At 63.5% G+C, this 21,632-nt stretch carries 20 protein-coding genes; 4 read left to right on the top strand and 16 right to left on the bottom strand.

What is annotated here, in order from left to right; all coding sequences use genetic code 11:
* The first annotated feature begins 3 nt into the window (after positions 1 to 3).
* Positions 4 to 939: a DMT family transporter gene (locus tag ACGYK7_RS04870; protein WP_394399547.1), complete on the top strand. Its 936-nt coding sequence runs from the start codon at positions 4 to 6 to the stop codon at positions 937 to 939.
* Between the two features lie 14 nt (positions 940 to 953).
* Here the strand turns inward: ACGYK7_RS04870 and ACGYK7_RS04875 are convergent, their stop codons facing one another.
* The 14 genes from ACGYK7_RS04875 to ACGYK7_RS04940 form a co-directional block, all read right to left on the bottom strand.
* Positions 954 to 1,913, bottom strand: coding sequence for a 2-hydroxyacid dehydrogenase (locus ACGYK7_RS04875; RefSeq protein WP_394399549.1), 960 nt, complete (start codon positions 1,911 to 1,913; stop codon positions 954 to 956).
* 3 nt (positions 1,914 to 1,916) lie between these two features.
* Positions 1,917 to 2,078 (bottom strand): hypothetical protein, encoded by a 162-nt coding sequence (locus ACGYK7_RS04880; RefSeq protein WP_394399551.1) that lies wholly within the window; start codon positions 2,076 to 2,078, stop codon positions 1,917 to 1,919.
* Between the two features lie 10 nt (positions 2,079 to 2,088).
* Positions 2,089 to 3,426, bottom strand: a complete 1,338-nt coding sequence (locus ACGYK7_RS04885; RefSeq protein ID WP_394399553.1) for an amidase — start codon at positions 3,424 to 3,426, stop codon at positions 2,089 to 2,091.
* A 7-nt stretch (positions 3,427 to 3,433) separates the two neighbouring features.
* A complete protein-coding gene (locus ACGYK7_RS04890) occupies positions 3,434 to 4,852 on the bottom strand; it encodes a TRAP transporter large permease subunit (RefSeq protein WP_394399554.1) in 1,419 nt (472 codons plus the stop codon).
* Positions 4,849 to 5,433, bottom strand: coding sequence for a TRAP transporter small permease subunit (locus ACGYK7_RS04895; protein ID WP_394399555.1), 585 nt, complete (start codon positions 5,431 to 5,433; stop codon positions 4,849 to 4,851). The genes ACGYK7_RS04890 and ACGYK7_RS04895 overlap by 4 nt, the downstream gene beginning before the upstream one ends.
* A 75-nt stretch (positions 5,434 to 5,508) precedes the next feature.
* Complete coding sequence (locus tag ACGYK7_RS04900; RefSeq protein WP_067266961.1) at positions 5,509 to 6,639, bottom strand: TRAP transporter substrate-binding protein; 1,131 nt, start codon at positions 6,637 to 6,639, stop codon at positions 5,509 to 5,511.
* 222 nt (positions 6,640 to 6,861) lie between these two features.
* The gene (locus ACGYK7_RS04905) at positions 6,862 to 7,116 is read right to left on the bottom strand and encodes a hypothetical protein (protein ID WP_394399557.1); all 255 of its coding nucleotides are present in this window, start codon (positions 7,114 to 7,116) and stop codon (positions 6,862 to 6,864) included.
* A gap of 120 nt (positions 7,117 to 7,236) precedes the next feature.
* Positions 7,237 to 8,376, bottom strand: a complete 1,140-nt coding sequence (locus ACGYK7_RS04910; protein WP_394399559.1) for a M20/M25/M40 family metallo-hydrolase — start codon at positions 8,374 to 8,376, stop codon at positions 7,237 to 7,239.
* A gap of 69 nt (positions 8,377 to 8,445) precedes the next feature.
* On the bottom strand, positions 8,446 to 9,618 hold the full coding sequence (locus tag ACGYK7_RS04915) for a M20 aminoacylase family protein (protein ID WP_394399561.1): 1,173 nt from the start codon (positions 9,616 to 9,618) through the stop codon (positions 8,446 to 8,448).
* Positions 9,615 to 11,300: an ABC transporter ATP-binding protein gene (locus ACGYK7_RS04920; RefSeq protein ID WP_394399563.1), complete on the bottom strand. Its 1,686-nt coding sequence runs from the start codon at positions 11,298 to 11,300 to the stop codon at positions 9,615 to 9,617. Before ACGYK7_RS04920 ends, ACGYK7_RS04915 begins: the two co-directional genes overlap by 4 nt.
* 3 nt (positions 11,301 to 11,303) lie before the next feature.
* On the bottom strand, positions 11,304 to 12,191 hold the full coding sequence (locus ACGYK7_RS04925) for an ABC transporter permease (RefSeq protein ID WP_394399565.1): 888 nt from the start codon (positions 12,189 to 12,191) through the stop codon (positions 11,304 to 11,306).
* A 1-nt stretch (position 12,192) separates the two neighbouring features.
* Positions 12,193 to 13,134 carry an ABC transporter permease gene (locus tag ACGYK7_RS04930; protein WP_067266948.1) on the bottom strand — a complete coding sequence of 314 codons (942 nt, stop codon included), beginning with the start codon at positions 13,132 to 13,134 and terminating at the stop codon, positions 12,193 to 12,195.
* Positions 13,135 to 13,246: 112 nt separating this feature from the next.
* A complete protein-coding gene (locus ACGYK7_RS04935) occupies positions 13,247 to 14,857 on the bottom strand; it encodes an ABC transporter substrate-binding protein (protein ID WP_394399567.1) in 1,611 nt (536 codons plus the stop codon).
* 33 nt (positions 14,858 to 14,890) lie between these two features.
* The gene (locus tag ACGYK7_RS04940; protein ID WP_394399569.1) at positions 14,891 to 16,447 is read right to left on the bottom strand and encodes a M81 family metallopeptidase; all 1,557 of its coding nucleotides are present in this window, start codon (positions 16,445 to 16,447) and stop codon (positions 14,891 to 14,893) included.
* Positions 16,448 to 16,595: 148 nt separating this feature from the next.
* Between ACGYK7_RS04940 and ACGYK7_RS04945 the strand changes: the two genes are divergently transcribed.
* Both ACGYK7_RS04945 and ACGYK7_RS04950 read left to right on the top strand, forming a co-directional pair.
* Complete coding sequence (locus tag ACGYK7_RS04945; protein WP_394399571.1) at positions 16,596 to 17,402, top strand: IclR family transcriptional regulator; 807 nt, start codon at positions 16,596 to 16,598, stop codon at positions 17,400 to 17,402.
* Between the two features lie 145 nt (positions 17,403 to 17,547).
* A complete protein-coding gene (locus tag ACGYK7_RS04950; protein WP_394399573.1) occupies positions 17,548 to 19,011 on the top strand; it encodes an amidase in 1,464 nt (487 codons plus the stop codon).
* A gap of 118 nt (positions 19,012 to 19,129) precedes the next feature.
* Here ACGYK7_RS04950 and ACGYK7_RS04955 read toward each other — a convergent pair whose 3' ends face one another.
* Positions 19,130 to 20,584: an alanine/glycine:cation symporter family protein gene (locus ACGYK7_RS04955; protein ID WP_394399575.1), complete on the bottom strand. Its 1,455-nt coding sequence runs from the start codon at positions 20,582 to 20,584 to the stop codon at positions 19,130 to 19,132.
* A 223-nt stretch (positions 20,585 to 20,807) separates the two neighbouring features.
* The gene (locus ACGYK7_RS04960; protein WP_067268114.1) at positions 20,808 to 21,119 is read right to left on the bottom strand and encodes an ETC complex I subunit; all 312 of its coding nucleotides are present in this window, start codon (positions 21,117 to 21,119) and stop codon (positions 20,808 to 20,810) included.
* A 141-nt stretch (positions 21,120 to 21,260) separates the two neighbouring features.
* Here ACGYK7_RS04960 and ACGYK7_RS04965 point away from each other — a divergent pair, with 141 nt between their 5' ends.
* Positions 21,261 to 21,545 carry an antifreeze protein gene (locus ACGYK7_RS04965; protein WP_394399577.1) on the top strand — a complete coding sequence of 95 codons (285 nt, stop codon included), beginning with the start codon at positions 21,261 to 21,263 and terminating at the stop codon, positions 21,543 to 21,545.
* Positions 21,546 to 21,632: the final 87 nt, after the last annotated feature.

Below are 21,632 nucleotides of genomic sequence, written 5' to 3' on the forward strand. Positions count from 1 at the left end.
TTCATGATGCAAAGCCACCGCTGGGGCGTGATCGCCATCCTCTTCGCCGCCGTGGTCTGGGGCACGACCGGCACCGCTGCCACCTTCGCCCCCGAGGTCAGCGCCGCCGCCATTGGTGCCGCTGCCATGGGGCTGGGCGGGATCGCGCAGGCCCTCTGGGCTAGGCGGGGCATCCTGCACCAACGCAGTCGGCTCTGGCAACAGCGCCGACTGCTGGTCATCGGCGCGCTGGCGGTGGCGGTCTATCCGCTGGCCTTTTACGGCGCGATGCGGCTGGCGGGGGTGACGGTGGGCACGGTCATCACCATCGGCTCTGCCCCGCTGCTTTCGGCGCTGATCGAATACCTGCTGGATGGCCGCCGCCTGACCCTGCGCTGGTCCTTCGGCGCGGCGGTGGGCCTGATCGGCATGGGGCTGATCTGCTTGGCCGAGGGCGAGGCGCACGGCGGCGCGGCAAGCGCGCCTTCCGTCCCTCTGGGCGTTTTGCTGGGCCTGATCGGCGGCTTCACCTACGCGCTTTATTCATGGAGCGCGCGCCGGATGATGCTGCAAGGCACCCGCTCTGCCGTGGCCATGGGGGCGACCTTTGGGCTGGGCGGGCTCTTGCTGATGCCGGTGCTGGCGGTCTCGGGCGGGGCGTTTCTGGCCTCTTGGACCAACGCCGCGGTGGGGCTCTACATGGCCGCTGTGCCGATGTTTCTGGGCTATATCGCCTTTGGCTACGGCCTTGCCCGGGTGGAGGCGAGCACGGCGACCGTGATCACCCTGTTCGAGCCGGTCGTCGCGGCGGTGCTGGCCGTGGTCATCGTGGGCGAACGCCTGCCCCCGCTGGGCTGGGTCGGCGTGGCGCTGGTGATCGGCTGCTTGGCCATCATCACCCTACCCGCCCCGCGACGGCAGCGGCGGAACACCCCCGCCCCGCCCTCACGCGCCACTTAAAAGAGCCGCTGCCGCTAAAGCTGATCCGGCGGCGTCTCGCCCCGGAAAAAATGGTCGAGATTGTCCAGCGCCTTAAAGCCCATCGCATCCCGCGTGGCCACGGTGGCGCTGCCGACATGGGGCATCATCATGACGTTATCGTGGGCCGCAAAGGCAGGGTTGCCGCCCGGCTCGGTCACAAAGCAATCCAACCCCGCCGCGCCGACATGGCCCGAGGTGAGCGCGTCGAGCAGCGCCGCCTCATCCACCAGATTGCCCCGCGCGGTGTTCACGATGACGCAGCCCTTTGGCAACCGCGCCAAGCGCGCGGCGTTCATAAGGCCCACCGTCTCAGGCGTGGCGGGGCAGTGCAGCGAGAGGAAGTCCGAGACCGCCAGCAGGTCGTCCAACGCGGCGTGATATGTCGCGCCTGCCTCTGCTTCGGGGTCCAGACGGCGGCGGTTGTGGTAATGCACCTCCATATCCAACCCGCGCGCCTTGCGGGCAAAGGCCCGGCCCACCCCGCCCATCCCGATGATGCCAAGCCGCGCGCCGGAAAGCTGTTTGCCCACCAGCATCGCAGGCGACCACGACTGCCACTGACCGCTGCGCACCAGCCGGTCCCCGGCAACCGCGTGACGGGCCGCGCCCAGCATCAACATCAGCGCCAGTTCCGCCGTGGCATCCGACAGAACGCCCGGCGTGTTCGTCACCACGATCCCCCGCGCCTTGAGGCTGGGCAGATCGCAGTGATCCACCCCGACGGAATGGTTCGCGATGATCTTGAGCCGCGGGTCGAGCCGGGCCACCACATCGGCGCTGAAATGCTCGGAATGACAGGGGATCATCCCATCGACCCGCGCGCTCATCGCGATGATCTCCTCGGCGCTGCCGGGATTGTCGGCAGGATCCCAGATCACCTCGTAATCCCGCCGGGCGCGGTCGAGCGTGGCTTCGGAGAGCTGCCGCGTGATCCAGATGACGGGTTTGCTCATGGCTCAGTCCCGATCTTTCCGGCTGGAGGTGAAAAAGTCATAGGCCACAAAGGCCAAGGTCACCGCGACGATGATGATCAGGTCGATGCTGGGCACCTCTACGGCGAGGATCAGCAAAAACACCGAAATCGCGGCAAAGGCGAGCAGGGCAAGTAGGCGGTTCATGGTCTCATCCTCATTCAGTTGCACCATCGGCCCAGTCGAAAAGCCACTGGGCGCTGCGCATCAGACGCCCGTCCTGGCCGTGACCGCCGACCAGTTGCACCCCCATTGGCAGCCCCTCTTCCGAGGTCATCAACGGCAGGGTCACACAGGGGCTGCCGCAGAGCGTCCAAAGACCGTTGAAAATCGGGTCACCGGTGGTCTCCAAGCCGCGCGGTGCGGGGCCGGTGGCCGCAGGGCAGAGCAGCACGTCGCAACGGGTCAGCAACTCTTCCAGCGCGGCGGTCAGCACCTTGGGCAGGTCGCGGGCCGATTGGTAGTCGCGGGCCAACACCTTGTTGCCCGCCTCCATCGCCTCCCGCGCCACGGGTGAGAGCAGCTCGGCCCCGTCGCGCAGATAGGGGTAGAAATGATAGGCTATCTCGGCAAGATTGATGCGTTTGCGCGCCTCGGCGGCTTCGTTGAAGACCGGCGGCAGGGGCATTTCGAAAGCCTGATCGCCAAGGGCTGCGACCAGTTCCTCGAAAGCGGCATGAAGTTGCGGATCGGCATCCTCCCACCCCGGCGGGCGGACAAAGCCGAAAACCGGCGGAATCGGCGGCGCCCTGCGCGCCTCGGCCAAAAGCGCGGGGGTCGGGGCGAGTTCGGTCGCACTGTCCTCGGGGTCATGGCCGAACAGCACCTCGGCCAACAACGCGGCCCCGGCGGGATCGCTGGCAAAGACACCGATGGTGTCGAGCGAGGGCGATTGCGTCAGCACCCCCCGGCGCGGGATCGCGCCGAAGGTTGGTTTGAACCCGGTGACCCCGCAATAGGACGCAGGCCGGATCACCGACCCGCCGGTCTGCGTGCCGATGGCCAAGGGCACCATCCCATCGGCCACCGCCGCCGCCGACCCTTGGGACGAACCGCCGGGGCTATGCCCCGGATTATGCGGATTGGTGGTCTTGTTCGGATGCATGAAGGCCAGTTCGGTCGTGACAGTCTTGCCCATGATGATCGCGCCCTCGGCCCGCAGCCGCTCGACGATGAAAGCATCGCGCAGCGGCACGCGCCCCTTGTCCTGCGCCGCGCCGTTTTCGGTGGGGATGCTGCGCGTGTCGATCACGTCTTTCAGCCCCACCGGCAGCCCGTGCAACCGCCCAAGCGGCCGGCCCGCCCGGCGATGATTGTCGAGCGTTCGGGCCTGCGCGCGGGCAAACTCGGGGTCGAACCACGCCCAAGCGCCCACCACCTCCTCGCGCGCTTCGATCCGCGCGATGTAGCTTTCCACCAGCGCCAGCGCGTCCAACGCGCCGCTCGCCAAACGGTCCCGCAGTTCAACCACGCCAAGCGCTGCTGCGGCGGTCATCCTTGGCTCAGCGCCCATAGAACACCTCCGGCAGGTAGAAGACGATCTGCGGGAAGACATACATCAGGATCATCGACAGGATCACGCAGAACAGGAAGGGCATGACGCCTGCGAAGATCTGCGTCAGCCGCAACTCGGGCGGGGCGATCCCCTTGAGGTAATAGGCCGACATCGCCATCGGTGGCGTGAGGAAACTGGTCTGCAGGTTCAGCGCCACGAGGATGCCGAAGAACAGCGGGTCGATCTCGAAAACCGCCAGAAGGGGCAGGAAGATCGGCACGAAGATGATGATGATCTCGGACCATTCCAGCGGCCAGCCCAGCAGGAAGATGATGAGCTGCGCGAGGATTAGGAACATGATCGGAGACAGGTTCAGCGATTGCACGAACTCCGAGATCACATGCTCCCCACCGAGGTAGGAGAACACCGCCGAGAAAGTGTAGGAGCCGACAAAGAGCCAGCAGACCATCGCCGTGGTGCGCACCGTGAGATAGACGCTCTCGCGCATCCGCTGCCATGTCATCGCGCGGTAGATGAAGGCAAGGAAGATGCCGCCGAGCGCGCCGATCGAGGCCGCCTCCGTCGGGGTGGCGAGACCGAAGAGGATCGAGCCCAGCACCGCGAAAATGAGGAAGGCCAGCGGCAGGAAGGAGGTGGCGATCATCAGCATCAGCTTGCCCATCGGCATGTCCGGCACCTCGTCCGCCGTGGGGCGCGGGGCCGATGAAGGCTGAAGCAGCGACCGCCCGACGATGTAGATCAGGTAAAGCCCCACCAGCGTCAGCCCCGGCAACAGCGCGGCTGCGTAAAGCCGCACGATGGAGACATTCGTCGCCGCCGCATAGACGATCAGCATGATCGAGGGCGGGATCAGGATGCCCAAGGTGCCGCCCGCGCAGATGATGCCCGCCGCGAAGGACGGGTTGTAGCGCGCCTTGAGCATCGCGGGCAGCGCCAGCAGCCCCATCAGCGTGACCACGGCGCCGACGATGCCGGTGGCGGTGGCGAAAAGCGCGCAGGTGATCAGCGCCGCCACACCCATGGAGCCGGGAATGTTCTTGGACGCGATGTTGAGCGTGGTGAACAGCCGGTCGACGATATTCGACCGCTCCACGATATAGCCCATGAAAAGGAACAGCGGCACGGCCGTCAGCACTTCGTTCGACATCACCGTGAAGGTCTGGTTCACGAAGAGGTCGAATATTCGGTTGTTGAATAACCCTTCAAACCAGGTCGACCATTGCTCCCATTGGCCGGCCCCCTCGTCCAGCCGGTCGAAACTGCGCCACATGCGGCGCGCGTCGAAATAGGCGTAGTAGCCAAAGCCGATGCCCATCGCCATCAGCGTGAAAGCAATCGGAAAGCCCAGGAAAACAAAGACGATGAACAGCCCAAGCATCATCAGGGCGATTTGCGGATCGGTCATGTGAGATGGCCCTTTTCGGCCTTGTTGGCTTCGCGCATCATGAGGTCTTCGGTCTCAAAGACGTCTTCCTCGGCTTCGAGCCAGTAGTTGGAACGTATGGCAATAAGACAGCGGCAGACCTGCGCGATGCCTTGGATGAACAGCAGGATGCCTGCCGCCACGATGATTGCCTTGAATTGATAGATCGGAACCCCCGCCGGGCTGTTGACCGACACCTCGCCGTATTGCCACGAACGGGCGGCATATTTCCAACCTGCGAGGATCAGCGCGGTGACGCCGGGGAAAAAGAAGATGATATAGAGCACGAGGTCGATCATGCCTTGGGTGCGCGGCTGGAAGAGCCGATAGAGGAAATCCCCCCGCACATGGCCGCCCCGCGACAGCGTATAGGCCCCGCCCATCATAAAGAGCGTGCCATACATGATGAAGGACACGTCCAGCGCCCAAGCCGTGGGACTGTTCAGCACATAGCGCACAAAAACTTCGTAGCCCGTGCCGATGGACATCAGCAAAATGAGCCACGCAAAAGCCTTGCCGAACCATGCGGAAAGGTTATCGGCGAACCGAATGAAAGATATCATGATGCCCTCGGTATCTCGCACGAACCCCGGCGCGCCATGCGCCGGAGTTCGCGGTGATGTTATGGGTTTGCGGGATCAGAGTTTGATCTTGCCGGGGAAGTAATGCTCATAAGCAAGCCCGTAATCCGGCGAGTTCATCAACTCGTAATAGGCCACGCGGTCGACCCATTCGCGCTGGCTGTCGAGGGTCTTTTTCATGAAGGGATCGGATTCCAACTCGGGGATCAGCTCATCCCATGCTTTCAGCTGCGCATCCAAGATTTCCTTGGAGGTGCGCCGCACGGTCACGCCAGCCTCGTTTTGCAGGAACTGAAGGTCCGCCGAATAGCGGTCCATCGCCTTGGCCGTGTTCGCGGTCGAGGCCGCCTCGACCGCGTATTTCAAGATCGCCTGAAGGTCGGGGTCGAGGTCTTCGAGGAACATCTTGGAGAACAGGAATTCAAAGCTCTCGGAGGCTTGGTGATAGGACGACAGGTAGTAGTTCTTGGCCACGTCCTGCGCGCCGAAGTCCTTGTCCGACGAGGGGTTGTTGAACTCGAAGGCGTCGATCACGCCGCGCTCCATCGCGGGCACGATCTCCCCGCCCGGCAATTGCGCCACCGACATGCCCAACTTCGCCATCAGATCGGCCGCCAGACCCACGGTGCGGTATTTGAAGCCCTGCAGGTCGTCGACGGTATTGACCTCATTCTTGAACCAACCAAAGGGCTGGGCGAACATCGGGAAGCCCATGTAGCCGACAACGTCGAGGCCCATGATATCCTGCGTCAGCTCGTTATAAAGCTCCTGACCGCCGCCTTGGTAGAACCATGACAGCATGGTGGTGGCAGAACCGCCGAAGACCGGGCCGGTGCCAAAGAGCGATGCGGCCTTGTTCTTGCCGTACCAATAGACGGGCACCGAATGCGCCGCGTCGATCAAACCGTCGTTCACCGCATCGAGCACCTGAAACGCCGCGACGACCGCGCCCGCGGGCAGCACGTCGACCTTCAGACGCCCGCCCGACATTTCCTCGACCCGCGTCGCATAATCGCGGGCAAAGTCTTGCCAGATGTTCGCGTCGTTCCACGACGTCTGCATCTTGATGACGATCGGCGCTTGTGCCAGCACCGCCGGTGCGGCCAGCATGCTCCCGGTCGCCGCCCCCCCAGCAAGTGCGGACTTCGTCAGGAACGAACGTCGGTTGAACTTTTTAGTCTCAGTCATGTTTCCTCCTCCCAGAGTGGCCGCCCCTTTGCTTACTTGAAATACGCTATTGGTCGGGCGACCCGAGATCAGAGACTAACCAAATGATCTCATTTGGCAAGAATTGTCCGCAAGGGACTCGCCGAGTGCAACTTTATTATGCAAACGCCGCGAAAATAGACACCCTACTGCGGGGCTGACTGGCTGCGTTCTGAGCGGGGCGGCGACAGGCTCCGCCCGCCCTCAAACAGCCCGGTGAAAGCCGGTTTCAACCTCGGACCGCGCCCAGAGCCTGACCATCGTCTCTTTGTCATAGGCATAGGGTTCCAACCTGCCGCGCCCAACCGGGCCGACCATCTCCATCCGGCCTGTGGGGCCATAAAGCGCGCGCTGTTCTAGCCCGTCCTCAGTTGCGCACATGACCTCGGGATAGGCGCCGCGCTCCGCCGTTTGAACGATCGGCAATTTCGACATCAGCCACCAAGTGAACCGGGTCATCGGCCCGCCGCTGGTGCGGATCAAAGAGGTGGCCGAGGCACCTGTGCGATGGCGGCATTGCAGATCAGCGCATCAACGCGGGGAGTGTCGCGCAGAACCTCTGCCCCCCCCCCACATACCTCAAGGCGTCAAGCGACAGAACAGCCCCGCCGCCAGCTTCGCACGTTCGGTGAGGCTGTCGACATAGATATGCTCCTGCAAGGTATGCAGCCCCTTGCCGCGCACGCCGATCGAATCCAGCGTCGGCAGGCCGAGGAAGCCGGTGAAATTGCCGTCCGATCCGCCCCCGGCGGAGCTTCCGGTGATCTCGATCCCCAGTTCGCCGCCAATGTCTTGGGCAAGCTTGAGCATCGCCATCGTACCGGGCTGGTCGGGCTCCCAAACCGGGCGGGTGACGCCGCGGCGGATTTCCATGATCACGTCGCCCGCGTCCGAGTTCAGCGCCATCATCTTTTCGACGCCCGCGTCGAGCTGCTCTTGCGTTTTCGCCATGGTCAGCACCTCGGCATCGCAGACCGAGGAGACGCAATTGACCCATTGGCCCGCGTGAAAGACCCCGAGCGAGAAGGTGCAATCCTCAGTGGTCATGCCTTCGATCGTGCCCACGGCCTTTGCCATTTCCGCGATGGCCGAGCGGCCTTCGGAGAGCGCCCAGCCCGCGTGGCTGGGGCGGCCCTGGGTCTGGAGGTTGAACCGCGCGATGGCATAGCGCCCGATCACCGCGCCGCCGTCGGGGCGGGCAGGCTCCGGCACGAGGATATACTTGTGGCGCTTGGCCTCTTCCTCGATCAGACGGCGGGTGGCGGGGGTGCCGATTTCCTCATCTGGGGTAAAGAGCACCGTCACCGGCAGCGGCGTTTCGACCCCGGCGGCCTGTAGTTTGCGCAGCGCATCAAGGTAGACGTAATTGCCGCCCTTCATATCCATCAAACCGGGGCCGTAGCAGATCTCGCCCTCGCGTTTGTAAGGCAGGCTCGCCAAGGTGCCGAGGGGGTGAACCGTGTCCATATGGCCCAGAAGCAGGATGCCCCCCTCGCCCGCGCGGGGATGGGGCATCTCGGCGCGCAGGCTGTCGCCCAACCCCATCGGGCTTGGGATACGCTCGGTCCGCGCGCCCAAGACCGCCAGATCATGCTGCACCACATCCATCATCCGGTTCACCGCCGCCCCGTCGAAAGTGGGGCTCTCGGTTTCGATCCAAGGGCGCAGCCCGGTGAGCATCTCTTCGGTATCAAATGGCAGATCAAGCGGGTTGGTCATGTTCAAAATCCTTTCCTCCGCCGCGCGACAGCGGGCGGTTGGCTTAAATTGAAAAATTGGCGCAGGGGTTCAGCCGCCGACCTTTGGCAGCCGCGTCTCAACAATCCGCGCATAGATCGAGGCACCGACAGGCAGGATGGCGTCGTCCAGCACGAAGCCGGGGTTGTGCAAAGGCACGCTGCCCGCATGGCCCACCCGGCAATAGGCACCCGGCACGACTTTCAGCATATCGGCGAAATCCTCCGACCCGCTGGCCTGTTCGGTCGAGACATGGGCGTTCTCGCCGCCCACCACACTGGCGGCGGCTTCGACATAGGCGCTGGTCAGTTCGGGATCGTTCATCAACACGTCAAAGACATTGCGGATGTCGACCTCGATCTCGATCCCATAGGCTGTGGCCAAGCCTGCGCAGAGTTCGCGCATCCGTGTCTCGGCCATCTCGATCACATCCTCATGGAAATAACGGATCGTGCCCGCAATGCTGGCGGTATCTGGCACCACGTTATAGGCCGAGCCTGCGTTGAACTTCGTCACCGAGAGCACGATCGGTTTGGTCGGCGGGGTGTTGCGGCTGACCACAGATTGCAACTGCTGCACCAGCGCCGTGCCGATGACGATGGGATCGCGCGACTGATGGGGCATGGCGGCATGGCTGCCGGTGCCTTTGACGGTGATGTCAAAAAAGGCCGCCCCCGCCATGGCCGCACCGGGGGTGACATTGACCACCCCCGGCTCTGAATTCGGATCATTGTGCATTCCGTAGATCTCGTCGCAGGGGAATTTCTCGAAAAGCCCCTCCTCCAGCATCCGGCGCGCGCCGCCCAACCCCTCTTCTGCGGGTTGAAAGATCAGCACCACGGTGCCGTCGAAATCCCGCGTTTCCGCCAGATAGCGCGCAGCCCCCAAGAGCATGGTGGTGTGGCCGTCATGGCCGCATGCATGCATCCGCCCGGGGTTGGTCGAGGCATAGGGCACGCCGGAATCTTCGACAATCGGCAGCGCGTCCATATCCGCGCGCAGGCCGACACGGCGGTTGCCGCCGCCGGCGCCTTTGATGATGCCCACAACCCCGGTGCCGCCCAGCCCTTCGTGCACCTCATCCACACCATAGGCGCGGAGCTTTTCGGCCACGATGCCCGCGGTGCGGACCTCTTCAAACCCCAGTTCGGGATGGGCGTGGATGTCTTGGCGGATGGCGGTGAGATCGGCGGCGAAGGCTTCGATCTTGGGAAGGACGGTCATGCGGTGGCTCCTGTCGTCATGCTGGGGCTGCCGAGCGCGCGGTAGTTGGCAAAATCCCAATGGCGGCCCGGCGCCGCTTCGATCAGGTTGCGTGTGTAATCGTGATGCGGATTGGCCAGCACATCGCCCGCGGGGCCATATTCAACGACCTGCCCGCGCTGCATGACCAAGACCTCGTCACAAATCTGCGCGGCAACGCGCAGGTCATGGGTGATGAAAAGCATGGCCACGCCGAACTTCTCTTGAATGTCATCCAAAAGGTCGAGCACCTGCGCCTGAACGCTCACATCAAGGGCCGAGACGGCCTCATCCGCGACCAGCAGGTCGGGCTTCATCGCCACCGCCCGCGCAATGGCGATACGCTGGCGCTGCCCGCCCGAGAACTGATGCGGATAGCGGTCGAGCGCATCGCGCGGCAGGTCCACCAGTTCCATCAGTTCAGCGGCATGGCGCATCGCCTCCTCGCGCGGGGTGCCGAAGTTGATCGGCCCTTCGCAAAGGCTGCGCGCCACGGTCCAACGCGGATTGAGCGAGCGGTAGGGGTCTTGGAACACGATTTGCAGATGTTTACGGTGATCGCGCAGTTGACGACGCGAAAGCTGCGCGATCTCGGTCCCCGCCACGTTGACACTGCCCGATGTCGGGTCGATCAGCCGCATGATGGCCCGCGCCACGGTGGATTTGCCCGAACCGGACTCCCCCACGATGCCCAGCGTCCGCCCCGGTTTGATGGTAAAGCTGACATCCTGCGCGGCCTTTACGCCCTCGCTGCGGCGCAGGAAACCGCCGCCGCCATAGGTCATGTCGAGCCCGGCCACACGCACCACTTCGCTTTGCGAAGCCGCCGCCCTTGCGGGACGCGGGGTGAGGTTGGGCACGGCGGTCAGCAGGGTGCGGGTATAGTCCTTCTCCGGCTTGGTCAGCAGCTTTTCAATCGGCGCGCGTTCGACGATCTTGCCCTGCTGCATCACCGTCACGGTATCCGCGATTTCGGCCACCACGCCCATGTCATGGGTGATGAAGAGCACGGCGGTGCCGTGGCGCTCCTGCATCTCGGCAATCAGCTTGAGGATCTGCAACTGCGTGGTCACGTCAAGCGCCGTCGTCGGCTCATCCGCGATCAGCAGATCGGGGTCGAGGATCAGCGCCATGGCGATCATGATGCGCTGGCGCTGCCCGCCGGAAAGTTGATGCGGGAAGGCGCTGAAGATGCGGTTCACATCCGGCAGATGCACCTGATCCATCATGTCGAGCGTGCGTTTCTTGGCCTCCGATTGGCTCAGATCGCTGTGCATGTTGAGCACTTCCATGATCTGCTCGCCCACCCGCAGCACCGGGTTCAGCGCGGTCATCGGCTCTTGGAAGATCATCGCAATCCGACGCGCGCGCAGCTGGCGCATTTGCGCATGGCTCGCGCTGGTGATCTCAAAATCATCCAGCGTGATGCTGCCGCCTTGCACCTCCAGCGCCGATTTTGGCAGAAGCCCCATGGCCGCCAGCGAGGTCACGGATTTGCCCGAGCCGGATTCCCCCACCAGGCAATGCGTCTCGCCCGCCCGGATGGTAAGGTCGATCCCGTCGATCACCGGTTTCGCCTGTGGCCGCCCGGCCAGCCCGATGCGCAGGTCGCGCACTTTGAGCACCTCACGCGCGGCGGAGAAGTCTTTGGTCTTGAACTGCATCTCTCAGCCCTCCCGTTTCTTCATGCGCGGGTCGAGCAGATCGCGCGCGGTGTCGCCCAACAGGTTGATCGACAGGATGCAAAGCGACAGCAGCAGCCCCGGCCAAAAGATCAGTCCCGGCTTGATCTGGAAGTAGGTCCGCCCCTCGGCCATGATGTTGCCCCACGTGGGGATCTCGGTGCTGACGCCCGCGCCCAGAAAGCTCAGGATCGCCTCGATCAGGATCGCCGAGGCGCAGATATAGGTGCCCTGGACGATCAGCGGCGCCATGGTGTTGGGCATCAGGTGCTGGATCAGAATCTTGGGCATCGACGAGCCGAGCGCGATGGCGGCCTCGACGTAAGGCTCCTCGCGCGCCGAGAGCACCACCGAGCGCACCAGCCGCACCACGCGGGGCACCTCCGGCACCGTGATGGCGATGATGACCGAGCCGAGCGATGGCCCGTTCAGCGCCACGAGCGCAATCGCCAGCAGGATCGCGGGGATCGCCATCAGGCTGTCCATGATCCGCATGATGATGCCATCCGCCACCCGAAAGAAACCGGCCACAAGGCCGATGGCCAAGCCGATGGCGACGCTGACCAAGGCCGCCCCGATCCCGATCAGGAGCGACACGCGCCCGCCGGTCATCACCCGCGAAAACGTGTCGCGGCCATAGGGGTCGGTGCCCAGAAGGTAGGTTTCGGAAGGCGGCTTGAGCCGCGCGGCAGAGTTCATCGCCAGCGGGTCATAGGGCACGTAGAGCGGGGCCAAGATCGACGCCAGCACGATGGCCAGGAGGATAAGCGCCGCCAGCAGCGGGCCGATACCGACCCTTGCGCCCGCAGGCAGGGAAAGCAGTCCGGTCAGCACCTGAAAGGCGCTGTGACGGGATTGGGGTTGCTCGATCATGTCAGTACCGGATCCTTGGGTCGAAGAATGAATAGGAGACGTCAACCAAGAGGTTCACGAAGACGTAGATGCCCGCCGTCAGCAGGATCATCGCCTGAATGACGGGGTAGTCGCGGGCAAGGATCGCATCGACCGTAAGCCGCCCGATGCCCGGAATGTTGAAGACGCTCTCCGTCACCACCACGCCCGAGATCAGCAGCGCGAAACCGGTGCCGATGATGGTCAGGATCGGCACGGCGGCATTGCGCAGCGCATGGCGGAACAGCACGACATTCTCGCGCACGCCCTTGGCCCGCGCGGTGCGAATGTAATCTTCGCCCAGCACTTCAAGCATGGAGGCCCGCGTCATCCGCGCGATAAGCGCCACATAGATCGTGGCCAGCGTGAGCGAGGGCAGAATGGCGCGCGAGAAGAACGGCCCGATGCCCTCCGAGGGCGCCTTGTAGCCCTGCACCGGCACCCAACGCAGTTCGATCGCGAAGATTTGGATCAGGATATAGCCGATCACGAAGACCGGTACCGAAAAGCCCAGCACCGAGAAGGACATCACCAGAAAGTCGACCCATGTGCGGTGACGCCAAGCGGCGATCACCCCCATCGGCACCGCCAGCAGGACGGAAATGGTGATGGTCATCAGCGCGATATTGATGGTCGGCCCCAGCCGGTCGCCCAACATGCCCGCCACGGAGGTGTTCGACAAAAGCGAGACGCCCAGATCGCCGCGCAGCAATTGCCCGATCCATGTGAAGAACTGTGTCAGCAGCGGATCGTTCAGACCCAGACGGTCACGGATCCGTTCAAGCTGTGCGGGAGTGGCGGCATCGCCGGCGAGAATGGCTGCCGGATCACCGGGGGTGAGACGCAGCAGGAGGAAGACGAAGATGGCGACGATCAGCATGACCGGGATCGTGGCCAAGACGCGCTTCAGGATATAGACGAGCATTTTCCGGAAGGTCCCTTTCGGCGGAAAGAAGGCAGGCCCGGACGCGGGGGCACTGCCTGCGGGCAGAGATGACGGTGGAGAGCGCGATGGCCGCGCTCTCCGGGAGGCTGGATTACTCCGCCTCTTTGGTCATGTTCCAAAACACCGGCACGGGCGATGGCAGCATGTTCTGGATCGTGTTGCGACGCGCCTGCGGGATCAGATACTCCCCCATCATGATGTAGTTGACGTTATCCATGACGTGTTTCTGGATCTCGACCGCCACTTCCTTTTGCGCCTCGGGCCCTTCGGCCTTCATGAACTTCGCACGCAGTTCTTCGATCTCGGGGTCATCGGGCCAGCCGAACCACGCCTCGTCGCCACGGCCACTGACCATCACGTTGGTCAGCGGGTCCGAAATCTCGGGCACCATCCAGTTGGTGAAGAACATGTTCCAGCCACCCTCAGAGACCGGGCTTTGCTGGGCGCGGCGCTGCACGACCGATTGCCAGTCCATCGACTGCATGTCGACTTCGAAACCCGCCTCGCGCAGGGCTTGGGCGGCCACCACCGGCTGGTTGATCAGGCTGATCACATCCGTCGGCGCCATCAGCACGATGGGCGTGCCGTCATAGCCCGCCTCTTCGAGCAATGCCTTGGCCTTTTCAGGGTCCGCGCCGCCGGTCACGATCTCGGCATCCGCTTCGTCGCCCAGAGGAGTCGAACAACCAAAGATCGCGCCGCAGACGTTGTAATAGGCCGGGTCGCCCTGCATCGTTTGCAGCATGGATTCTTGGTCCAGCGCCGCCATCGCCGCTTGACGGACCAGTTTGTTGTCAAAGGGCGGGTGCAGGTGGTTGGGCCGGCCGATGGTCACATAGCCAAGGTCATCGCGGGTCTCGACCGTGACCTCGGGGCTGGCGTCGAGGATCGGCAGCAGGTCGATCTGCACCTGTTCGAGATAGTCGATCTCTCCGGCCGAGAGCGCGTTAATCGCGGTGAGTGCGTCGGGCATCGTGGTCCAGACCACACGGTCGACATTGACCACCTTGCCACCCGCCATCCACGAGGCTTCCTCATCGCGCGGCACGTAGTCGTCGAACTTCTCATAGGTGACGTTCACGCCGGGCTCGTATTCATCTTGGTTAAAGACGAAGGGGCCGGAGCCGATATATTCCGTGATCGTCTCATCCGCCGAAGTTTCGGCCACGCGCTTGGGCATGATGAAGGGCGGCACGGCGGATTGTTTGGAGATCACCGACAAGAGCGGGCCGAAAGGCTCGGTCAGGGTCCAGACGACGGTCTTCTCGTCGCTGGCCTCAAGGCTTTCGGTCACGTCAAAGATCAACTGGCCGCCGCCGTCGCGCTTGCCCCAGCGTTTGAGCGAGGCCACGACATCCTCGCCAGTCACCGGCGCGCCGTCATGGAACATCAGCCCATCGCGCAGGGTGAAAGTATAGACGAGCCCGTCATCCGAGACCTCCCAGCTGGCCATCTGGGGCTGCGGCTCGAAATTTTCGTCCACGGCGGTCAGCACGTCATAGACCATATAGCCGTGGTTGCGGGTGATATGTGCGGTGGTGATGACCGGATCGAGAACCCGCAGGCCCGAGTGCATGACCGCGGTAATGGTCGTTTCGCCATCCTGCGCCGCCAGAGAGCCGGGTGCCAAAAGCGCCGTGGACGCGGCAAAGGCGGCGGCAAGTCCGCGCGACTGTTTCAGTGCGGATCGTAGAGGTATCATGTGGTTTTCCCTTGTTGAGTGATCTTTTGGTTTTTATTGGGCCACGGCGGTCTTGCCGCCATGGTCAGGTGGTGCGCTTTGGGCACCGTCGGCCCCGAAACGGGGGCCATTCGGGGACAGCCGAAGCCCCGCACGCAGGCGCGTGAAGGGCAAATCGGCTGGATCGAGGGGCATCGGCCCCGGCGCGCAGGCGACAAGAATGTCGCGCGCGATGGGGGCAAAGTCTGCGCGGAAATGGGTGGAGCTTTTGACCACCAGAAGATCCATCTCTTCGGGTTGGATACCGACAAAACGGAACATCTCGCGGTCGGCCATTTGGGCGATGCGGCTGGTCACGACGACATGGACCCCGCCGATGCGCAGGCAGGCCGAAGGGCCGAGGTCCAGCGCCGTGCCGCCGTAATAGGGGCCGGTCGCGCGCAGCGTGCCGTCGCAAAGATGCTGGACCGTCGCCGTCGTTTCAAATGGCGCGTCATCCGCGATGTCGGCATGGCCGCCAAGGCGCAGGTTAACCTCGGCACCGACCCCGGCCTGATGCGCCGCTTGGGCGGCGGCGGGGTCGACGATCAACCCGATGGCCGCGTTCTGCGCCTCTGCCTTCACCAAGGCGCGCAACATGCCCGTGGTGGCCGAGACGCCGCCCGCGCCGGGGTTGTCTTGAGTGTCGGCGATGACCACAGGCCCCCGCCCCGGCCCGGCGGCACGCGACAGCGCCTCGGCCACTGCCCTGTCGGGGTCATAGGCGTCATTTTCCAAAAAGGCAGGCGCTGCCGCCTCATAGGCTGCGGCAAGCCTGTCGGCGGCGGCATCTGCTGCGGTCTGCGTCTCGCCATAGGCGACAGCAACGGGGCCGCAATCGGGAATATCCGCCGCCGGGAAACCCATGAACAGGCTGGCCGTAAGCGCCTCCGCAGCTTCGCAGGCGGCGACCCCTTCATAGAGTTCACGCCCCGGCGACATTTCGATCGATTGAAACGGGATCGGCACCAAATACGACATCTGGCGAAAGGCTTTGGCTGGACGCTGGCCGGTCGTCATGATCCGGTCGAGCTGGCGGGCCGCGGCGGCGCCGGTATCGGCCATATCCACATGCGGATAGGTGCGAAAACCGACAAGCACATCGACATTCGCAACGAAATCTTCAGAGATATTGCCGTGCAGATCGAGCGCCGTAGCGATCGGCACCTCCGGCCCCACGACCGCACGCAGACGGCGGACAAGCTCTCCTTCCCCGTCGTCGAGATGCTCCGCCACCATAGCCCCGTGCAGGTCCAGAAAGACCCCGTCGAGCGGCCGGGCCTGCCGAATGCCTTCGATAATCTCGCCCGCAATCGTCTCATAGGCGTCGCGGCTGACATGGGCCGAGGGGATCGCCCCCGCCCAGAGGATCGGAACGATGTCCCAACCCTGCGCTTGGCCCACCCGCAGCGCGCCCGCCATGCCAAGGTTGACCTCTTCGAAGGCGGGCAACATCGCCGCGCCGCGCACCATGGGGACATAGCCGCCGCCCAGTTGAAAAGCCTGCATATCCGCCGGGTTGGGGGCGAATGTGTTCGTCTCGTGCAGAAAGCCCGCAACAGCCACGCGCATTCCAGAACCACTTTCCAAACCTGTCTCCTTCGCCTTCTCGGCCCCTTCATCGGCAAGGCCACGCCCATTGTGTATCGCATTGCAATACAGCTATAGTGCACAGCAAGCGTAAGCGGCGCTTTAACGATTCGTCAACTACAGGCCATTTATGAGTAGATTTTTCCGTGAAGACGCCTCGCAGGCGGCGCAGAATCAGGCAGAGGACGACCGTTTGTTCGTCCGGGCGGCAGATCGCGCAATGCAGGTGCTGGGGGCCTTTCACAACGCGACCGGGCCAATGACCCTTTCCGACATCGCCAAGAGTGCCAGCATCGACCGATCCGCGGCGCAACGGCTGGTCCATACGCTCACCAAACTCGGCTATATCCGGCGCAGCGGGGATGACCGCGGCTACCTGCCGGGCATTCGCCTGCTGGATCACACGCTTGACCTGCTGCGGCTTGACCCCGTGGTGCAGAAGGCCACCCCCGTCTTGCTGGAACTGCGCAAATCCCTGCGCGAGCGGGTCGATCTCAGCCTCTATGACGAGACACGGCTGATCTATGCCCTGCGGATGCAAAGCAAACGCGAGACCTTTTTCGCCACCCTCGTGGGCCATAGCGTGCCGACCTTTTGCACCGCGGGCGGCCGCGCCGCGCTGGCACAGCTTCCCGATGACGCGGCGCGCGAAATTCTCACCCGCGCACCTTTGCACCCTTTCACCGCCAGCACCAAGACCGACCCCGAAGCGATCATGGCCGAGCTTGGCACCGCCCGCGAAAACCGCTTTGCCGTGGTCTGCGATGAATATGCTTTGGGCGAGGTGGCGGTAGGCGTCGCCATCACCGACCGGAACGGCGCGCCCTTAAGCGCGATACATCTCGCAGGCTCCCTCTCGGAATACACGCCGGAGGAATTTGTCGCCAAGGCCGCCCCCCTCGCCATAGAGGCCGCCAGTGCCATCATGGCCGGGTGATGGCCCAAAGCCTCGAATATAGTCACCCCCGCCTTCGGCAAAGGGTTTCGCCGCGAATTTACTTGCGTTGCTAAATTCTTTCTCCGAAGTTCGCGACATCAGGGCGCGGATGCGGCTTTGAAAACCACGAACGAAAGGAACCGGAATGACCGACAGTAAACCGCTTTGGCAATGGGACGCGCAGGAAATCGCACGCGCGACCCGCGCAGGAAAACTCTCGGCGGTTGAAGCGACCGAGGCGGCGATTGCCCGCATGGAAGAGGTCAATCCGGCTTTGAACGCGGTGGTCGAGACACTCGCCGATGAGGCCCGGGCCGAGGCTGCCGCCCTCGACAAAAGCGACGCACCCAAGGGGCCGTTGCATGGTGTTCCGGTCACGATCAAGATCAACGTCGACCAAAAGGGCCATGCCACCAGCAACGGCGTGCCCGCCTTCAAAGACATCATCGCGCCCGAGGATGCGCCGGTGGTGCGCAACCTCAAACGGGCGGGCGCCATCGTGATCGGGCGCACCAACACGCCGGAGTTTTCCTTTCGCGCCGATACCGACAACCCGCTCTACGGGCGCACCCACAACCCCTGGGGGCAGCACCTTTCGGCGGGCGGCTCCTCGGGTGGGGCGGGGGCGGCTGTCATGGCCGGGATCGGCGCGCTGGCCCATGGCAACGACATCGGCGGCTCCCTGCGTTTCCCCGCCTCGGCCAATGGCGCGGTGACGGTAAAGCCGGGTCTGGGCCGGGTGCCCGCCTACAACCCCAGCCAAAAGGCCGAGCGCGGACTTTTGGCGCAATCCATGTCGGTGCAGGGGTTAATCGTGCGCAAAGCGGCGGACCTGCATCTGTCGATGCCCAGCCTGATCGCCGCAGACGCGCGTGACCCCTTCCATGTGCCGCTGCCCTGGCGTGGCGAAGCGATCGAAGGCCCGATCCGCGTGGCCTTCACCCGCGATGACTTCGGCTTTGGCCTGCATCCGGATGTGGCCACCGCGCTCGACAAAGCCGCCTCTGCCCTGTCCAACGCAGGCTACGCCGTCGAAGAGGTGGAACCGCCCCTCGCCTATGAAGCCGGCAAAAACGGCTATCGCGCCCTGATGGGCGAAGTCGAAGCGCTGATGGGCGAGGACATCCGAGCCCATGGTTCCGACGATCTAAAGGCGATCTTTGAGGATTACTACGCCGAATACCCGCCTTTCAAAGGCACCGAACAGCTCGCCATGCTGGCCAAACGCACCCATTACGCGCGCGAATGGTCGCTGTTTCTAGAGGACTACCCCCTCGTGCTGACCCCCTTCATGTTCGCCCCCTTCTTCACCGCCGGGCGCGACACCGAAGGCCGCGAAGGCGTGCGCGACGTCTTGGGCAAGGGGCTTTGGTCTTTCGTCATGAACTTCACCGGCCTGCCTGCGGGCAACATCCCCACGCATATCGCGGAACTGCCCCAAGGCCCGCAGCCCATCGGCGTGCAAATCGCTGGCCGCCGCTGGCGCGAGGACCTGATCGTCGACGCGATGGCCGCGATCGAAGATGAGATTACCCCGGTTTGCATGCGGTTGTGGGGGGGGCGTGAAGTAGCCTCAAAGCGTGACGCCGATGGCCCGCATCTACTGTGAGGCGGGCCATTTTCTAGGGCCAGCCCAAACGCCTCCCGGCTTCTTGCGGCGGCGAAATCCGCTTGAGAGTTCACGAGACGGCAAAGGCGAGGGGCCACCCCCTCGCCTTCCCTCGTGTTCAGTCAGCCTTGGCGCCCTGCGTTTCACGGGCAACATTGCTGTTCCAGATCGTATGGTCGACGCCGTCGCCAAGCTCGGCATATTCGGCGATCCTGAACATCGGCTCTTTCCCGGCCTTGCGCTGCGCGAAATAGTCCCGCGTGAGTTTGGCGACGGTCTTGGACAGGATCAGAATGGCGATCAGGTTGACCGTCGCCATCAGCGCCATGGAGGCATCGGCGAAGTTGAACACGGTCGTGACCGCCTGCAACGAGCCCCAGACCACCATCGCGACAACAAGCGCCTTCAGCACGAGAAGCGGAATACGCTTGCCCATCCCAAGGAACTCCATCGCATTCTCGGCATAGGAATAATTCCCGATGATCGAGGTAAAGGCGAAGAACAGGATGGCGATCCCGATGAAGATCGGACCGAATGCGCCAATATGCTGTTCCAAAGCGATCTGCGTCAGCGCCATGCCGGTCGCCGCACCTTCGGAATAGTCGACCGCGCCCGACAGCAGGATCATCAGCGCCGTCGCCGTGCAGATCACCAGCGTATCGATAAAGACGCCAAGCCCCTGCACCAGCCCCTGACTGGATGGATGGTGCGGATCGGGCACCGCGACGGCGGCGATGTTCGGGGCCGAGCCCATGCCCGCCTCGTTCGAGAACAGACCGCGCTTCACCCCGTTGAGCAGGGCCACCATGAAACCACCGGTAAAGCCCCCCGCCGCCGCCTCGAAACCGAAGGCAGATTTGACGATCAGGGCCAGCATGGCGGGCACATCGGCGATGTTCAAAACCACGATTAGCAGCGCCACGACGATATAGAGACCGGCCATGGCAGGAACGATCTTTTCCGCCACCCGCGCGATGGATTTGATTCCGCCAAAGATGACGATGCCCGCGATACCGCCGACGACAAGGCCGGTGACGAGCTTGGGGATGGCAAAGGCTTCCTCCATCGCGACCGAGATCGAGTTTGCCTGCACCGCCGAGAAGATCAGACCGAAGCTGACGATAAGGCAGACCGAAAAGACATAGCCCATGGCGTTCGACCCGATGCCCCGGGACATGTAGAAGGCCGGTCCGCCCCGGTATTGCCCGTCCGCGTTCCGAACCTTGTAAAGCTGCGCCAAGGTAGACTCCGCATAGGCCGTGGCCATGCCGACAAGCGCCACAACCCACATCCAGAACACAGCCCCCGGTCCGCCGAGATAGATCGCCACAGCCACCCCGGCGAGGTTGCCCGTACCGACCCGGCTGGCGAGAGAGATCGTCAGCGCCTGAAATGGCGAAATGCCCGCGGCGGAAGTGTCACGCGAGGATCGGACCACGCGAAAGAATTCGGCGAAATGCCGGAATTGCAGGAAACCAGTGCGCCAGGTGAAATAAAGCCCGACAGCCAGCAGGCCATAGACGAGGACGTAGCCCCACAAGACGGTGTTCAGGAAATCGACGATTGCGGTCATAATTGTGCCCCTCGTTTACATGTTCAACAACTAACCCGTCGACAGACAAGGGAAAGCGTTGAACCGAAATGAAAATGCCCGGCGGGGGCCAGTCATGGGCTTCGCATAATATGCGCACCGCCGAGCGAATGTATGGTATTAACCTGATACGCGATCAGATGAAGAATGACGTAGGCCGCAGGCCGCGCATGGCCCGCGCGAGACTGCGACTGCCTTCACACCCTCAGTGCGTCCACGCCCCGCGGCGACCGGTCGCGAAATTCTCGCCATAGCCGCCGGGGCGGACGTTGGGCTTACGCTTGTTGGGCAGTTGCACCTGTGCGTCGATGCCGTGATCGCGGGCGTATTCTTCGGCGGCTTCGCGGGTGTCGAACTGCAAGCGCACTTGGCTTTGCGTATCATCGGAAGACGTCCAGCCCATCAGCGGATCGACCCTGCGCGCTTCCGCGGGCGAAAACTCAAGCAGCCAAACACGGGTCTTGGCCGTGCCGGAAGACATCGCTGTACGGGCGGGTTGATAGATACGTGCGCGCATTTCGGGACTCTCGCTTCAATAACCTCGGGCTTTATCTAATATTCCGTGCCGAGGGGCAAGGGAATGCAGGCCCGCGCAGATAAACCCTACCATGCTGCGGTGCAGAGACTACATCAAGATCACCCCATTGGAGTGTTCCATATGACCCCCTTCGCCCTCTTCGCCCTACAAAGCCAGATCGCCGCCCTCGCGGTGGAAACCCAGATCGTGATGTCGCTGCGCCTCTTGGGCATGGCAGGCGCGCTGCCCGCCCGCCCCGGTGAGAACAACCGCATGGTGGCCGAGAAAGGCCCGGCCATGGTCAAAGCCTTCGCCGCCGGGACGCAGGCCATGATGCTGGGCAAGCGCCCCGATCAGATCATGGATGCCTCTCTCGCCCCGCTTGCCCGCAAGGTGCGACAGAATCGCAAACGGCTGATGAAGTAGCGGCAAAAGCGCCCTTCGCGCCCCCCTGCCCCTTGAACCCCGCGTGAAAGAGGGCACCTATGGGAAGCTTGACGAAGGATACCCGCG

The sequence above is a fragment of the Sulfitobacter sp. 1A15299 genome, from assembly GCF_043556915.1.
In the GTDB taxonomy this organism is placed as follows: domain Bacteria; phylum Pseudomonadota; class Alphaproteobacteria; order Rhodobacterales; family Rhodobacteraceae; genus Sulfitobacter.

Excerpts from the sequence above, each read along its gene's own strand:
- ACGYK7_RS04895 (WP_394399555.1), bottom strand. The coding sequence starts at position 5,433 with ATGATATCTTTCATTCGGTTCGCCGATAACCTTTCCGCATGGTTCGGC.
- ACGYK7_RS04910 (WP_394399559.1), bottom strand. The coding sequence starts at position 8,376 with ATGACCAACCCGCTTGATCTGCCATTTGATACCGAAGAGATGCTCACC.
- ACGYK7_RS04920 (WP_394399563.1), bottom strand. The coding sequence starts at position 11,300 with ATGCAGTTCAAGACCAAAGACTTCTCCGCCGCGCGTGAGGTGCTCAAA.
- ACGYK7_RS04960 (WP_067268114.1), bottom strand. The coding sequence starts at position 21,119 with ATGCGCGCACGTATCTATCAACCCGCCCGTACAGCGATGTCTTCCGGC.
- ACGYK7_RS04930 (WP_067266948.1), bottom strand. The coding sequence starts at position 13,134 with ATGCTCGTCTATATCCTGAAGCGCGTCTTGGCCACGATCCCGGTCATG.
- ACGYK7_RS04890 (WP_394399554.1), bottom strand. The coding sequence starts at position 4,852 with ATGACCGATCCGCAAATCGCCCTGATGATGCTTGGGCTGTTCATCGTC.
- ACGYK7_RS04875 (WP_394399549.1), bottom strand. The coding sequence starts at position 1,913 with ATGAGCAAACCCGTCATCTGGATCACGCGGCAGCTCTCCGAAGCCACG.
- ACGYK7_RS04885 (WP_394399553.1), bottom strand. The coding sequence starts at position 3,426 with ATGACCGCCGCAGCAGCGCTTGGCGTGGTTGAACTGCGGGACCGTTTG.
- ACGYK7_RS04915 (WP_394399561.1), bottom strand. The coding sequence starts at position 9,618 with ATGACCGTCCTTCCCAAGATCGAAGCCTTCGCCGCCGATCTCACCGCC.
- ACGYK7_RS04900 (WP_067266961.1), bottom strand. The coding sequence starts at position 6,639 with ATGACTGAGACTAAAAAGTTCAACCGACGTTCGTTCCTGACGAAGTCC.
- ACGYK7_RS04945 (WP_394399571.1), top strand. The coding sequence starts at position 16,596 with ATGAGTAGATTTTTCCGTGAAGACGCCTCGCAGGCGGCGCAGAATCAG.
- ACGYK7_RS04870 (WP_394399547.1), top strand. The coding sequence starts at position 4 with ATGATGCAAAGCCACCGCTGGGGCGTGATCGCCATCCTCTTCGCCGCC.
- ACGYK7_RS04955 (WP_394399575.1), bottom strand. The coding sequence starts at position 20,584 with ATGACCGCAATCGTCGATTTCCTGAACACCGTCTTGTGGGGCTACGTC.
- ACGYK7_RS04925 (WP_394399565.1), bottom strand. The coding sequence starts at position 12,191 with ATGATCGAGCAACCCCAATCCCGTCACAGCGCCTTTCAGGTGCTGACC.
- ACGYK7_RS04965 (WP_394399577.1), top strand. The coding sequence starts at position 21,261 with ATGACCCCCTTCGCCCTCTTCGCCCTACAAAGCCAGATCGCCGCCCTC.
- ACGYK7_RS04880 (WP_394399551.1), bottom strand. The coding sequence starts at position 2,078 with ATGAACCGCCTACTTGCCCTGCTCGCCTTTGCCGCGATTTCGGTGTTT.
- ACGYK7_RS04935 (WP_394399567.1), bottom strand. The coding sequence starts at position 14,857 with ATGATACCTCTACGATCCGCACTGAAACAGTCGCGCGGACTTGCCGCC.
- ACGYK7_RS04950 (WP_394399573.1), top strand. The coding sequence starts at position 17,548 with ATGACCGACAGTAAACCGCTTTGGCAATGGGACGCGCAGGAAATCGCA.
- ACGYK7_RS04905 (WP_394399557.1), bottom strand. The coding sequence starts at position 7,116 with ATGACCCGGTTCACTTGGTGGCTGATGTCGAAATTGCCGATCGTTCAA.
- ACGYK7_RS04940 (WP_394399569.1), bottom strand. The coding sequence starts at position 16,447 with ATGCGCGTGGCTGTTGCGGGCTTTCTGCACGAGACGAACACATTCGCC.